14 protein-coding genes are annotated in these 12,595 nt (G+C 31.1%); 7 read left to right on the forward strand and 7 right to left on the reverse strand.

Translation table 11 applies throughout. The annotated features are described in order from the left end of the window. Positions 1 to 70 precede the first annotated feature (70 nt). The 5 genes from OLM54_RS14380 to OLM54_RS14400 all read right to left on the reverse strand — a co-directional run bounded on the left by OLM54_RS14380 (position 71) and on the right by OLM54_RS14400 (position 3,460). On the reverse strand, positions 71 to 388 hold the full coding sequence (locus OLM54_RS14380) for a hypothetical protein (RefSeq protein ID WP_264535272.1): 318 nt from the start codon (positions 386 to 388) through the stop codon (positions 71 to 73). A gap of 85 nt (positions 389 to 473) precedes the next feature. Further along, complete coding sequence (locus OLM54_RS14385) at positions 474 to 839, reverse strand: nuclear transport factor 2 family protein (RefSeq protein ID WP_264535273.1); 366 nt, start codon at positions 837 to 839, stop codon at positions 474 to 476. 15 nt (positions 840 to 854) lie between these two features. Next, complete coding sequence (locus OLM54_RS14390; protein WP_264535274.1) at positions 855 to 2,432, reverse strand: S41 family peptidase; 1,578 nt, start codon at positions 2,430 to 2,432, stop codon at positions 855 to 857. Next, positions 2,433 to 2,861, reverse strand: coding sequence for a deoxycytidylate deaminase (locus tag OLM54_RS14395; RefSeq protein WP_264535275.1), 429 nt, complete (start codon positions 2,859 to 2,861; stop codon positions 2,433 to 2,435). A 5-nt stretch (positions 2,862 to 2,866) separates the two neighbouring features. Further along, positions 2,867 to 3,460, reverse strand: a complete 594-nt coding sequence (locus OLM54_RS14400; RefSeq protein WP_264535276.1) for a HupE/UreJ family protein — start codon at positions 3,458 to 3,460, stop codon at positions 2,867 to 2,869. 171 nt (positions 3,461 to 3,631) lie between these two features. Here OLM54_RS14400 and OLM54_RS14405 point away from each other — a divergent pair, with 171 nt between their 5' ends. Continuing rightward, positions 3,632 to 4,063 carry a TerB family tellurite resistance protein gene (locus OLM54_RS14405; protein WP_264535277.1) on the forward strand — a complete coding sequence of 144 codons (432 nt, stop codon included), beginning with the start codon at positions 3,632 to 3,634 and terminating at the stop codon, positions 4,061 to 4,063. Positions 4,064 to 4,255: 192 nt separating this feature from the next. Here OLM54_RS14405 and fbp read toward each other — a convergent pair whose 3' ends face one another. Beyond that, positions 4,256 to 5,263 carry a class 1 fructose-bisphosphatase gene (fbp, locus tag OLM54_RS14410; protein WP_264535278.1) on the reverse strand — a complete coding sequence of 336 codons (1,008 nt, stop codon included), beginning with the start codon at positions 5,261 to 5,263 and terminating at the stop codon, positions 4,256 to 4,258. Positions 5,264 to 5,433: 170 nt separating this feature from the next. Here fbp and OLM54_RS14415 point away from each other — a divergent pair, with 170 nt between their 5' ends. Then, positions 5,434 to 5,922 carry a GNAT family N-acetyltransferase gene (locus OLM54_RS14415; protein WP_264535279.1) on the forward strand — a complete coding sequence of 163 codons (489 nt, stop codon included), beginning with the start codon at positions 5,434 to 5,436 and terminating at the stop codon, positions 5,920 to 5,922. A 248-nt stretch (positions 5,923 to 6,170) separates the two neighbouring features. Next, on the forward strand, positions 6,171 to 7,430 hold the full coding sequence (locus OLM54_RS14420) for an aspartate kinase (RefSeq protein WP_264535280.1): 1,260 nt from the start codon (positions 6,171 to 6,173) through the stop codon (positions 7,428 to 7,430). 72 nt (positions 7,431 to 7,502) lie between these two features. Here OLM54_RS14420 and OLM54_RS14425 read toward each other — a convergent pair whose 3' ends face one another. After that, positions 7,503 to 7,856 carry a helix-turn-helix domain-containing protein gene (locus OLM54_RS14425; protein ID WP_264535281.1) on the reverse strand — a complete coding sequence of 118 codons (354 nt, stop codon included), beginning with the start codon at positions 7,854 to 7,856 and terminating at the stop codon, positions 7,503 to 7,505. 637 nt (positions 7,857 to 8,493) lie between these two features. Here OLM54_RS14425 and OLM54_RS14430 point away from each other — a divergent pair. The 4 genes from OLM54_RS14430 to OLM54_RS14445 all read left to right on the forward strand — a co-directional run bounded on the left by OLM54_RS14430 (position 8,494) and on the right by OLM54_RS14445 (position 12,585). Beyond that, on the forward strand, positions 8,494 to 8,745 hold the full coding sequence (locus OLM54_RS14430; RefSeq protein ID WP_264535282.1) for a hypothetical protein: 252 nt from the start codon (positions 8,494 to 8,496) through the stop codon (positions 8,743 to 8,745). 379 nt (positions 8,746 to 9,124) lie between these two features. Further along, a complete protein-coding gene (locus OLM54_RS14435) occupies positions 9,125 to 9,754 on the forward strand; it encodes a hypothetical protein (RefSeq protein WP_264535283.1) in 630 nt (209 codons plus the stop codon). A 159-nt stretch (positions 9,755 to 9,913) separates the two neighbouring features. After that, the gene (locus OLM54_RS14440; protein ID WP_264535284.1) at positions 9,914 to 10,435 is read left to right on the forward strand and encodes a TlpA family protein disulfide reductase; all 522 of its coding nucleotides are present in this window, start codon (positions 9,914 to 9,916) and stop codon (positions 10,433 to 10,435) included. After that, complete coding sequence (locus tag OLM54_RS14445; RefSeq protein WP_264535285.1) at positions 10,432 to 12,585, forward strand: peptidase domain-containing ABC transporter; 2,154 nt, start codon at positions 10,432 to 10,434, stop codon at positions 12,583 to 12,585. The genes OLM54_RS14440 and OLM54_RS14445 overlap by 4 nt, the downstream gene beginning before the upstream one ends. The last annotated feature ends 10 nt before the right edge of the window (positions 12,586 to 12,595 follow it).

Raw genomic sequence — 12,595 nt, forward strand, 5'->3', positions numbered from 1 at the left:
TAAGTTATTAAGCGTTTGACTTAATTTTTCTTAATCTCTTAATGGTTTAAAAATTTGTATGTTTTGTTATTTATTTTACTGATACAATCTCTTGTACTTTCATGTGTTTTTCGTCGTCGGTTTTCCAGATTTCTCCTTTTAACGAAACCTGATCTCCAATTTTAACTTGCTTGTAATTTTGAGGCCCGCCAACATTTACAATGCTTATGGTAGCGAAATAAACTTCTTTTGTATCTGTGGTAATTTTAGCTGTATAACCGTCTTTTCCTGATTCTATCGAATCTACTTTTCCTGTAATTGTGTTATTACTGTTGTTTTTCATAGAGTTACAAGAAATTACAAAAGCCATTAAAATCAATAATGCGCTTATTCTTTTTAGATTTTTCATATTTTTATTTGTGTGTATTTAACTGCTAAGTTCGCTAAGTTTAAAGCGGAAAGTGTTACATTTTGCTTTAAAAAATTATTATTATTTATTGCAAAACAACGCAGCTTCCGGCAATTACTTTTAGGTTTTCGTCGAATTGTTTCCAAACCCTGATATAACGAAACGCTCCAACTAAAGGATTATTATCATACGTCCCTTTTAATGAAACTGTTACAGCGACAATCGCAGTATCATCTATTATATTAATAATTTGATCTGAAGCTTCCAGCATTTCAATTTGCATTTTCCCTAAACGATACGATTCTAAATCAAGTTCTTTCGTAATCGTATTTCCATCAGGCAAATTGAACAGCAAATCGTCATGCAGCATTTTTTCTAAAGCAGAAACATCTGCTTTTTTAATTGCTGTCAAAAGTTCGATTTCCGCATTTACTATCGCTTCTATTTTCATTTCAAAAAAATTAAATTATTTCTTCGGATTTAAAACTACTTTAATCATGGCGTCATCTTTTAGAATTACATCATAATAATACAACTCTCCATATAATTGTCTGGCAAATTCTGCAGTAATATAACGATTTACCAAGGCTTTTGTTTTGTCTAATTTTAAATCCAAACCTGTTAGCAGAATGTATTTTTTGAATTTATTAAAGTAAGCATCATTGCTTTTCATCTTCGCTAAAAACTGATTAAAGTGAAGTCCTGCAAAAGCATTTCGGTCTTTATCCAATTCTTCAAAAACAAAATGACCCACGATTCCGGTTTGCAATAAATAAGCGACATTTTCATTTCCGTGTTCTGCTTCCATTGGCACAAAAACATCCGGAACGATTCCGCCGCCACCGTAAACAATTCTTCCTTTTGGTGTTTTAAATTTTAAAGAATCTGCTACTTTTATACTGTCTTTGGCATAAAGTTCACCCGTTTTAATACGATCTTCCGACTCTTTATAATATTCTTCGTTTCCTTTTTTATAGGGTTTCTGAATCGATCTTCCGGTTGGCGTATAATATCTGGCTACGGTTAATCGCACTGCCGATCCGTCATTGAAATCCATTTCGCGCTGTACCAAACCTTTCCCAAAAGAACGGCGTCCAACAATAGTTCCGCGATCATTATCCTGTAGAGCTCCGGCTAAAATTTCACTTGCCGATGCACTATTTTCATTAATCAAAATGTATATTTTTCCGGTTTCAAAACTTCCGCTTTTGGTGGCAAATGTTTTCTCGGTTGTTCCGTTTTTATTTTTGGTAAAAACGATAAGCTGTTTGTCTTTTAAAAACTCATCGGCAATAGCCACAGCTTCTTCCATATAACCGCCTCCATTATCGCGAAGGTCAATTATAAGCGATTCAATACCATTTTGTTTTAACCTTGTCAAACCCGATTTAAACTCTTTATAAGTTGTTTCGGCAAATCGATTGATTTTGATGTAACCGGTTTTATTGTCTAATAATAAAGATGCGTCAACACTTTTTATCGGAATGACATCTCTTTTTATCTTGAATTTTAATTTCTTTTGTTCTGATTTTCTAAAAACGGTCAATTCGATTTCAGAACCTTTTATTCCTTTTAGTTTAGAGAATAAACTATCTGAAGGTAATTTTCGTCCAAATAATTTCGTTTTTCCTGCAAATAAAATTCGATCGCCTGATTTTAATCCGGCTTTTGCCGAAGGACCATTTTCAACCGGTCTTATAATTGCTACAGAATCGCGATACATATAAAAGTTAATACCGATTCCTACGAAATCGCCTTTCATACTTTCTGCCACTTCTGCCTGTTCGCTTGGCGGAATATAAACGGAATGCGGATCTAGTTTGGATAAAATATTGTCTACTGTAAGATTTACAATAGAATCTGTATTGACGCTATCAACATATTCATTATTGATAAAATCGATCAGCTTGTTTAGTTTGGTTTTAGAACTGTTTTTAGCCAAAAGCTGATCATCAGCAGGAGCATTCATCATGCTTCCGAGAACGGTGCCAAGAGCAAAAGCTGCTCCTATAACTATGGGTAAATATGTTGAATTAAATTTCATTTATTCTTCTAAAACAGGAATATGTTCGACTTCGATACCTGCTTTTATTAAAAATTGAATTCCTGAATCGTCGCGATAACCATCCTTATAAACGACTCTTTTTATCCCTGACTGATGTATTAATTTACTGCATTCTTTGCAGGGCGAAAGTGTAATATACAATGTCGCACCTTCGCAGGATTGTGTAGATCGTGCTACTTTTAAGATGGCATTTGCCTCGGCATGCAAAACATCCCAACGGGTTAATCCGTCTTCATCTTCGCAGCAATTTTCAAATCCGGATGGTGTACCATTGTAACCATCAGAAATAATCATTCGGTCTTTTACGATAATCGCGCCTACTTGTTTACGCTTGCAATACGAGAGCAAACTCCATTCTTTGGCAATTCGAAGATACGCTTTATCGTATTTATTTAATTTTACTTCCATTTAATTTATCTGTTCCAAATTGGGCTTTCTAAAATCATCGGAATCACAACTCCGATAATAAAAGCCGACATTACAAGTGCCCAATCGCGTTTTGAAAAACGAAATACGGTTTGTACAATATATGATAGTAACAAAACCACAAAAACTACAACAAGCTGTGCGGTTTCGATACCTAACGCAAATTCCCCTAAAGGTAATAATTTTGACGTTGCGGTACCTCCTAAAATTGTTTTAAAATAATTTGAAAATCCTAATCCGTGAATAATTCCGAAAAACAAGGTCACAAAAAAGATCAAATTCAATCCATCATTTTTAGTTGCTTTTCCTGCTGTAAACAAATGATAAAATGCTGTTACCAAGATTGTAATTGGAATTAAAAACTCGACAATGTTTACTTTTACAGCAATGATTCCAAAAACAGAAAGCACTAAAGCTAATGTGTGACCAACTGTAAAAACAGTTACTAAGAGCAAAATTCTTTTCCAGTCTTTAAAGGTGTAAGGAACTGTTAATGCGATTAAAAAAAGAACGTGATCATAAGCGTGAATATCTAAAACATGCTTTAATCCTATCTGAAAATAAATCCAAAATTCTGACATAGAGGTAATGATATTAATTGATTAAGGGGTTGTAAACTTACGATTTATTTTGAAAAATACGGAAACCCCGATATTAATTCAACGCAGAAAATAAAGTTAAATTTTATGAGAAAATTAAAATTATTAATTTAAAATAAGATTTATATTTGCGTGATAAAAAACTCTATAATTATGTCATTTTCAGATTTATTCGATAGCGAATTCAAACAAAGAAACAAAGGTCACTTTTCAGCAATTGTTCGTGTAGCTTTAGCAGACGGGATTGTGCATCCGGAAGAAAAGAGTTTCTTGGATAAATTAGCTTCACGTTTAGAAATTTCAGAGACTGAATACGAAGAAATTCTAAACGATCCTTTAAAATATCCAATCAACCCGCCTTATTTACACGTTCAGCGTTTAGAGCGTTTATACGATTTAACTAGAATGGTGCACGTAGATCATCATTTAGAAGATCAACAAGAAGTAATGTTAAGAAAATTAGGAATTGCTTTAGGTTTTACGCCAAGCAACGTAAATTATATCATAGCAAAAGCATTATCATTAGTAGATAAAAAAGTAGATGCAGACACTTTTGTTTACGAAATGCAGCATATGCATAAATAGTAATCAGTTTTCAGTCGCAGTTTTCAGTTTTCAGTCACAGTATTCAGACTTGAAAATAGTAATCAGTTGCAGTCGCAGTTTTCAGACTAAATGTATATAAAATAAACCCGACAGATTTTTAAAATCTGTCGGGTTTTCTATTTTTATTCAAACCAAGACTGTCACTGTAAACTGTAAACTGAGACTGAAAACTTAAAGCTCCTCCGCCATAAACTGCTCCGCTTTTTCTACCATATTATAGCTTCCGCAGAAAAACGGAACTCTTTGGTGCAATTCGGTTGGCTGGATTTCCATGATTCTTCCAAAACCATCTGTTGCTTTTCCTCCTGCCTGTTCTGCAATAAACGCCATCGGATTACATTCATATAATAAACGTAATTTTCCTTTAGGTGCTTTTGAACTTGTTGGATAAAGATAAATTCCGCCTTTGATCATATTTCTATGAAAATCAGAAACCAGACTTCCTATATATCTTGATGTATAAGGTCTGTCGTCTTCTTCGCGCTGACAATATTTAATATAGTTTTTTACTCCTTGCGGAAAATGCACATAATTGCCTTCGTTTACCGAATAAATATGCCCGTCTTGCGGAAATTTCATATTTGGGTGTGACAAATAAAATGTTCCAATAGCCGGATTCAGTGTAAAACCATTTACGCCAAAACCTGTCGTGTAAACTAACATTGTTGAAGTTCCGTAAATAACATATCCTGCCGCTACCTGATTTACTCCCGGTTGTAAAAAATCCTCACTTTTAACCGGAGTACCAATTGGTGTCACTCTTCTAAAAACCGAAAAAATGGTTCCCAGAGAAACGTTGACATCAATGTTTGAAGATCCGTCAAGCGGATCCATTAAGATCACGTACTTATTATTATGACTGTTGTCGCTCCCCTGAACAGTAATAAAATCGTCGTTTTCTTCTGAAGCAATTCCACAGACAATCTCGCGGTTAATTAACGTCTGGATAAATACTTCGTTTGCATACACATCTAATTTTTGCTGATCTTCTCCCTGAATATTTTGTTCGCCTGCTGCGCCAATAATATCCACTAATCCTGCTTTGTTTACTTTATAGTTGACAACCTTGGCTGCCAAACGTATTGAATTGATAATTCGGGAAAGCTCGCCCGACGAATATTGAAATGCTTTTTGGTTCTCAATAATAAACTCTCCCAGTGTTTTATTGCGTTCTTCCATTACTAAATCGTTGTAGTTTTAATTTTAAGTCACAAATATCGTTTTTTTTGTGAGAATGATTTAAAAATTATTTTGTTAGTTTGCTACTATTATATATTTGCTAATTAAAGGCAAGAAGCAACGAATAAAAAAACGCATATTTAGCTAATAAACAATTAATAATAAGAATAATGAATATTAGAAAAGGAAATCCTGAAGACATGAAAGCGGTTCTGGAACTGATTCAGGAATTGGCAATATTCGAAAAAGAACCTGAAGCTGTTGTTATAACAGAAGAAGATTTGATACGTGACGGTTTTGGCGAAAAACCACTATTTCACGTTTTTGTAGCGGAGATTGAAAATGACGAATTAAAGAAAGAAATTGTTGGAATCGCATTGTATTATTATCGTTACTCGACCTGGAAAGGAAAAACGATTCACCTTGAAGATTTAATTGTGAAAGAAAAAATGCGCGGTACCGGTTTGGGTTCTGCTCTTTATTCTGAAATTATGAAACAGGGAAAAAGAGATAATGTGAGAAGAATTGAATGGAATGTTCTCGACTGGAATACTCCGGCGGTAAATTTCTATAAGAATTCAGGCGCAAGAATTCTTGAAGACTGGCAGGTTGTTCAAATGGATCAGGCGGGAATTAATTCTTTTTTAGAAAAATTGTAAAAAATAGTTTGCCACAGATTATTAAGATTAAAATGATTTTAAAATCTGTCTTAGTTTGCCAAAAATTTCACTAATTCACACGAATAATGAGAGGAGTTCATTATAAATCACACAAGCTAATTAGTGAAAATTTGTGAAATTCGTGGCGAAAAAATCAGTGAAAATCATTTAATCTGTGGCAGAAAAAAACATAAAGAATAGCAGGTTTCATTAATCTGAAATCTAAAATTAAAAATCTAAAATCAGTAATGAGAGTATTTAAATTTGGAGGAGCATCTGTAAAAGATGCAGATGGAATTAAAAACGTATATGACGTTTTACAAAAAGTGGGTTATGAAGATGTGATTTTGGTAGTTTCGGCTATGGGAAAAACCACAAATGCTCTTGAAGTTGTTATCAAGAATTATTTTGATCAATCAGAAGCGTTGAATTCATCTGTACAGGAAATTAAAAATTACCACAATCAAATCGTATTAGATTTATTTGAAGATGAAAAACACGAAGTTTTCGCTGCGGTAAACGATCAATTTTCTGAATTGGAATATTTTCTGGCACATAATAAATCACCAAATTACAATTTTGTTTACGACCAGATTGTGAGTTTTGGAGAGTTGATTTCGACTACGATTTTAAGTCATTATATGAATTTCAGAGGTATTCAGACGCAATGGCTTGATGTTCGTAATTTCATTAAAACCAATGCAAACTACAGAGATGCAGAAGTGGATTGGGAAACTACACAACAGCTTATCAGCCAAAATGTACCAAGAAAAATATTGAACATTACGCAAGGGTTTTTAGGTGCCGATGAAAATAACTTCACTACAACTTTAGGGCGTGAAGGTTCTGATTATACTGCAGGGATTTTTGCTTATTGTCTTGGTGCAGAAAGCGTAACAATCTGGAAAGACGTTCCGGGAGTTATGAATGCGGATCCGCGTTATTTTGAAAATGCAAGTTTGTTAAACCAAATTTCGTATCGTGAAGCAATCGAATTGGCTTTTTACGGAGCAACGGTTATTCACCCAAAAACATTACAGCCTTTACAGAAAAAAGAAATTCCGTTATACGTAAAATCGTTTATCAACCCATTATTAAAAGGAACTTGTGTTTCTAAAGGTGTTGATTTAGAACCGCAATATCCTTGTTTTATTGTAAAAAGAGAACAGCTTTTAATTTCGCTTTCATCTATAGATTTCTCTTTTATTATGGAAGAAAACATCAGTGAAATTTTTGGTTTATTCCACGAATTCAAAATCAAAGTAAACTTAATTCAGAACTCTGCGATTAGTTTTTCTGTTTGTGTAGAGGATAAATTCGGAAACTTCAATGAATTGAACGCGATTTTGTCGAAAAAATTCAAAGTAGATTATAGCGAGAATGTAACTTTATATACCATTCGTCACTTTACAGAACAAGCGGCACAAACTGTTGAAGAAAACAAAGCTGTTTTATTGAAACAAGTAAGTAGAGAAACGATGCAAATTGTAACTAAAGAACTTAATTAATTTTACTCTATAAAAGATAATATTAATTCAATATATTAAAAAGGTTTCACTTAATGTGAAACCTTTTTTTGTTTAGCTTTTATCTTTATTTAAATTCCTGATTATAGTTTTTAAGTCTTCAATTTGTAACTCGTATTGTTTAATAATTCTTCTGTAAACGCTCAACGTCAAAATTTCTGTTAATTGTTCCCTATCTGTCAAGTTTTCCTCAGTAAAAAATCCTGATTCTTTCTTGACCAAATCCTGGGGAGCTATTTCAAAAACTTCACAAATTCTAGTAAAATGACTTGCCCAAGAAGTACTTTCTCCGCGTTCCATTCTTGCATATGCAGATTGTGATATATGTAAAAAACCAGCAACTTCTTCCTGCGACATATTTTTTGCTTTACGCAATTGTTTTAGTTTATTTCCTACAGTAATATTCATAATTTAACCCTTTTATTGTCGTAAACATAAGAAATAATTTACAACAACATGAATAGAAGATATAAGAAAAACTAATTATGCGAATTCAGACTTGAAATAACCGTTTTTCGCATAAGGATAAGTTTGAATCCTTTATAATTTTGAATAATGAATAAGGGATCAATAATAACGATGCTACTTATAATAATTGTAGCATTAGGACATCGATATAAAATTTATAAAGACAAAAAAAGTAATTGATAATAACCTGTCGTTAAATTATCATATACAAGCTTTTTTATATTAAAAATCTAGTCGTTTAAATTATGAAAATTAAAAAACAGATACTATTTGTGCTACTTGTTATTGCTCTATTTTACCTAGGGCTAACATTGAGCTGGTTATTCAAAAAGGAAAACTTAAACAATATTACTTTTTCTGATTTTAAATACTCAATCGCTCCGTTCTTATCATCAATAGCAATCTTTATTGGATATATTACTGAGATGAGAAAAACAAATAATAGTTAAAGAGAATTTTTAAAGACAACAAAAGCAATTGATAATATGCGAATTCAGACTAAAAACAACCGTTTTTCGCATAAGGATAAGTTTGAATCCTTTATAATTTTGTTCATATTAACTTAAATTATAATACTATGAAAAAATTACAATTAAATCAAATGGAGAATTTAGAAGCTGGCGGACCACAAAGAGTTACTCATGATGCTGCTTATCAAGAAAGTGATGCTGGTGGAGGAGGTTGTTCTGGCTCTAATGTCGTTGGTTGTATGACAGATGTATATACAAATCATGGATGGGGATCAGTTGTAGCAACTCTTTCAACTGCATTTCTTCCACAAACTGCCGTTGCATTTGCGCTTGCTTGTGCTGCAAAAAATGGGTGTTAATATATCTTGTTCTAATCTTCAACAAATCCAACATGAAAAACTTAGTCATCTATTATTTTCAAATTTTATTGCCTTTGCCTTTGCTGTATTTTAGTGCAAAAGGTGGCGATTCTATCTTATTTTGTACATTATTAGCATTTTACTACATCTATAGACTTTTCACTGATTATTATAGGCTATCAAAAAAAAATGTCCTTAAAAAGAATGATTTTTTATTATTCATTATACCATTATGGAATATAAAATATTTTAAAGAATTATATTTTGAGAAATAGGCTTTCTTAACATCATTAGAGTTGATTAAGATTAATAAAATTTTGAAAGCATTATTCATAATTGAATAGTGCTTTTTTATTAACAGAACATTACAACCATTAAAATGAATAATACTTTTTTAAAGTGTCTTTTACTTTCTATAACATTTACGGTAGTAACTGAATTTTCAAACACGGTACTTAATCTTAAAGGTTTACTTCGTCATTTCCTTTCAGATTATTTAACCTTAGATCAATTAAATAGTTATTTTGAGTTTCAGGATAATTGGCATTGGTTGGCTTATTTTTATATTTATGCAATCATTTTAATTAAAACTTTAATAATTGCAACAATACTCTACATTGGCCTATTTCTCTCTAACAAAGATGTAAAATATAAAAATGCATGGAATATTATTATAAAAGCAGAATCTATTTTTTTATTAGTTCCCATTTTTAAAACTATATGGTTTTATTATTTTCAAATCGATTATACATTACAAGATGTTCAAAATTTTTATCCGTTATCAGCATTAAATATTACAGGATATAAAGGATTTGAAACTTGGTTTATTTATCCCTTTCAGGTACTTAACTTATTTGAACTTTTCTATGTTATTTATTTAGGATTTCAAATTGGCAAGTTAACCAATACAAATACTGATTATGGATTAAAAATTGTTGTTTCCAGTTATGTTCCCAGTTTATTATTATGGGTAGCAACAATAATGTTTTTCACACTTAATTATAGTTAAAATGTCAAAGTTTAAAAAGATTCTTTTCGCTCTATATTGCATTATGATTTTGATTTTTGCAATAAGATATTTCGTTTATGATGCCGATTTAATTCAAGTTTCATTAGGAGTTATCTCAATGATATTAATGATTATATTATTGAAACTAAATAAGGAAAAATGAGGAAATATTTTAAAACAATTCTAATATTATTTTTTATTGGCATTCTTTGTTTTTTAGGTTATAAAATAACTTCAAAAATTAATCATAAAAATAAGATTGCTCGAAATATAAAAACGATTCCTGTTTTCAATTATCAAAATATAAATGGTGGTGTTTTTAGTAATCAAAACTTAAAAAAACAAACCGCAACTATTTTTATCTACTTCAATACCGAATGCGAATACTGCGATCATGAAGCCCAAATGATCAAAGAGAACATAACACAATTTAAAAACATGCAACTGGTTTTTGTATCGTTTGAAAAACCGAAACGAATCAAAAAATTTGCTCAACAACATCAACTAACACTCTATGATAACGTTTATTTTTTATGTGATAACAAAGCTGCTTTCGCAACTACTTTTGATGTGAATTCATTGCCTTGTTTAGTTCTTTATGACAAAAACCATAATCTAATTGAAAAAATTAAGGGACAAACCAGAATAGAAGTTTTGGTAAAGAAAATGAATGCAAAATGAACTTAAAACATATTAAAAAAACGCATACACTGCAATTAGACCAATCAGATTGCGGGGTGGCATGTTTATTATCTATTATAAAATTATATAACGGTAATCAATCCATTGAAAAACTGAGGGAACTAAGCGGAACAACCAAACAAGGAACTACAATGCTGGGTTTATACCAAGCTGCAAGTCAATTAGGGTTTAAAGCTGAGGGTTGCGAAGCCGACATAAAAACTTTAACAGATCACAAACAGCCTGTTATTCTTCATACTTTATTAGAAAATAATCTACAGCATTATTTGGTTTGTTATGAATATAATGAGAGAAATGGTTTTTTAATTGGTGATCCCGGAAAAGGCATTTATAATTTATCACTTGCAGAATTAGAAAAAATATGGGTTTCAAAAACATGTTTAACTCTTATACCAAATGAAAAGTTTGTAACCAAAAAAACAGACAAAAACGCACAAAAGAAATGGTTTTTAGATATTCTTAAAGAAGACTACAAACTAATCTGGATTTCTATTTTACTTGGTATTTTTATTGCCGGTTTAGGAATGTCGATGGCTTTATTTTCTCAAAAATTAATCGATGATATTTTACCTTCGCACAATGTTAAAAAATTAATATCCGGAATTTCACTGTTGGCGATTTTACTTTTAGCAAGAATTGGAATAACCGTATTAAGACAATTCTTTTTATTACAACAATCGAAAGATTTCAACAAAAGAATTAATAATACATTTTTCTATTCACTTCTACATCTTCCGAAATCCTTTTTTGATACAAGAAAAACAGGGGATCTGATTGCGAGGCTAAATGATGCCCAACGTGTACAAAGTGTAATTAAAATGCTTTCAAGTACATTAGTAATTGATGTTTTAGTATCAATTATATCTCTAGTCTTCTTGTTTGGTTATTCCTGGCAATTAGGATTAATTTCTTTGCTGAGTTTACCCGTTTATTTTTTTATAATATATAGAAACAATAAAAAAATCATCCAATCACAGACAGAAATAATGCAAAGTAATGCTATCAACGAAAGCAATTACATTAATACTATTCAGGGAATTTCTACAATAAAAAACGATAACAAACAGCCAGCTTTTCAGATATTAAATGAACATCTTTTTTCAAATTATCAGGAAAAGATATTCAACCTTGGAAAAATCAATATTTCATTATCCTGGCAAGCAGGATTTGCAAGTGTTATTTTTTTAATTGGAATCTTAATCTATACTTCTGTTCAGGTATTTAACAAGGAAATTAAAATTGGTGAGTTAATGGCTATTTTAGGAATTGTTGGTTCCTTATTACCCTCAATTGCAAATCTGGCTTTAATTTCGATTCCGATAAATGAAGCTAAAATTGCTTTTAACAGAATGTATGAATTTGCATCGATAGAAAAAGAACATGAAGAAGGAGTAGAAATTTCTGAAATAAATAATATTTCTATTCAAAATCTTTCATTTCGATTTGCCGGCAGAAGTGAACTTCTTCACAATATAAATATTGAAATTCAAAAAGGAAAATTCATTGCTATAGTTGGAGAAAGTGGAAGCGGAAAAAGTACAATCAGTCAAATACTACAACGCTTTTATACTTACGAAAACGGAACAATTGTACTAAATAACAAATATAAACTTCAGGAAATTGAACTTAAAAATTATAGAAATTTATTAGCTGTAATTCCACAGGAAATAACAATATTTAACGGAAATATAATTGATAATATTCTCTTGGGAACGGCTGACTCTCTGGAAAATGTTATAAATTTTATTCAAGAATATCATTTCGAATCATTTTTTAATTTATTGCCTCAAGGATTAGTTACTATTGTTGGTGAAGAAGGAATTAATCTAAGTGGCGGGCAAAAACAAATTATTGCTTTAGCAAGGGCTTTATATAAAAAACCACAATTTTTAATTCTTGACGAAGCGACATCGGCAATGGATAGAAATACAGAAAATTTCACAATGAAATTATTTGAAAAAATAAAACCAACCTGTGCTATTTTATTTATTTCTCATCGCTTAAATATCTTAAAAAATACCGCGGATTCTATCTATATTTTAGAAAATAAAACGATTTCTCATTTTGGAAATCATCAGAAATTAATGAACACAGATAATTTTTACAGTGATTATTGGAAAGAAAAATAGTTGTTTTTCT

Origin of the sequence: Flavobacterium sp. N1736 (assembly GCF_025947065.1) — a bacterium.
GTDB lineage: Bacteria > Bacteroidota > Bacteroidia > Flavobacteriales > Flavobacteriaceae > Flavobacterium.

What these genes read in the sequence shown, in the direction of transcription:
- OLM54_RS14380 (WP_264535272.1), bottom strand. Translation starts at nt 388, where the DNA reads ATGAAAAATCTAAAAAGAATAAGCGCATTATTGATTTTAATGGCTTTT.
- OLM54_RS14385 (WP_264535273.1), bottom strand. Translation starts at nt 839, where the DNA reads ATGAAAATAGAAGCGATAGTAAATGCGGAAATCGAACTTTTGACAGCA.
- OLM54_RS14390 (WP_264535274.1), bottom strand. Translation starts at nt 2,432, where the DNA reads ATGAAATTTAATTCAACATATTTACCCATAGTTATAGGAGCAGCTTTT.
- OLM54_RS14395 (WP_264535275.1), bottom strand. Translation starts at nt 2,861, where the DNA reads ATGGAAGTAAAATTAAATAAATACGATAAAGCGTATCTTCGAATTGCC.
- OLM54_RS14400 (WP_264535276.1), bottom strand. Translation starts at nt 3,460, where the DNA reads ATGTCAGAATTTTGGATTTATTTTCAGATAGGATTAAAGCATGTTTTA.
- OLM54_RS14405 (WP_264535277.1), top strand. Translation starts at nt 3,632, where the DNA reads ATGTCATTTTCAGATTTATTCGATAGCGAATTCAAACAAAGAAACAAA.
- fbp (WP_264535278.1), bottom strand. Translation starts at nt 5,263, where the DNA reads ATGGAAGAACGCAATAAAACACTGGGAGAGTTTATTATTGAGAACCAA.
- OLM54_RS14415 (WP_264535279.1), top strand. Translation starts at nt 5,434, where the DNA reads ATGAATATTAGAAAAGGAAATCCTGAAGACATGAAAGCGGTTCTGGAA.
- OLM54_RS14420 (WP_264535280.1), top strand. Translation starts at nt 6,171, where the DNA reads ATGAGAGTATTTAAATTTGGAGGAGCATCTGTAAAAGATGCAGATGGA.
- OLM54_RS14425 (WP_264535281.1), bottom strand. Translation starts at nt 7,856, where the DNA reads ATGAATATTACTGTAGGAAATAAACTAAAACAATTGCGTAAAGCAAAA.
- OLM54_RS14430 (WP_264535282.1), top strand. Translation starts at nt 8,494, where the DNA reads ATGAAAAAATTACAATTAAATCAAATGGAGAATTTAGAAGCTGGCGGA.
- OLM54_RS14435 (WP_264535283.1), top strand. Translation starts at nt 9,125, where the DNA reads ATGAATAATACTTTTTTAAAGTGTCTTTTACTTTCTATAACATTTACG.
- OLM54_RS14440 (WP_264535284.1), top strand. Translation starts at nt 9,914, where the DNA reads ATGAGGAAATATTTTAAAACAATTCTAATATTATTTTTTATTGGCATT.
- OLM54_RS14445 (WP_264535285.1), top strand. Translation starts at nt 10,432, where the DNA reads ATGAACTTAAAACATATTAAAAAAACGCATACACTGCAATTAGACCAA.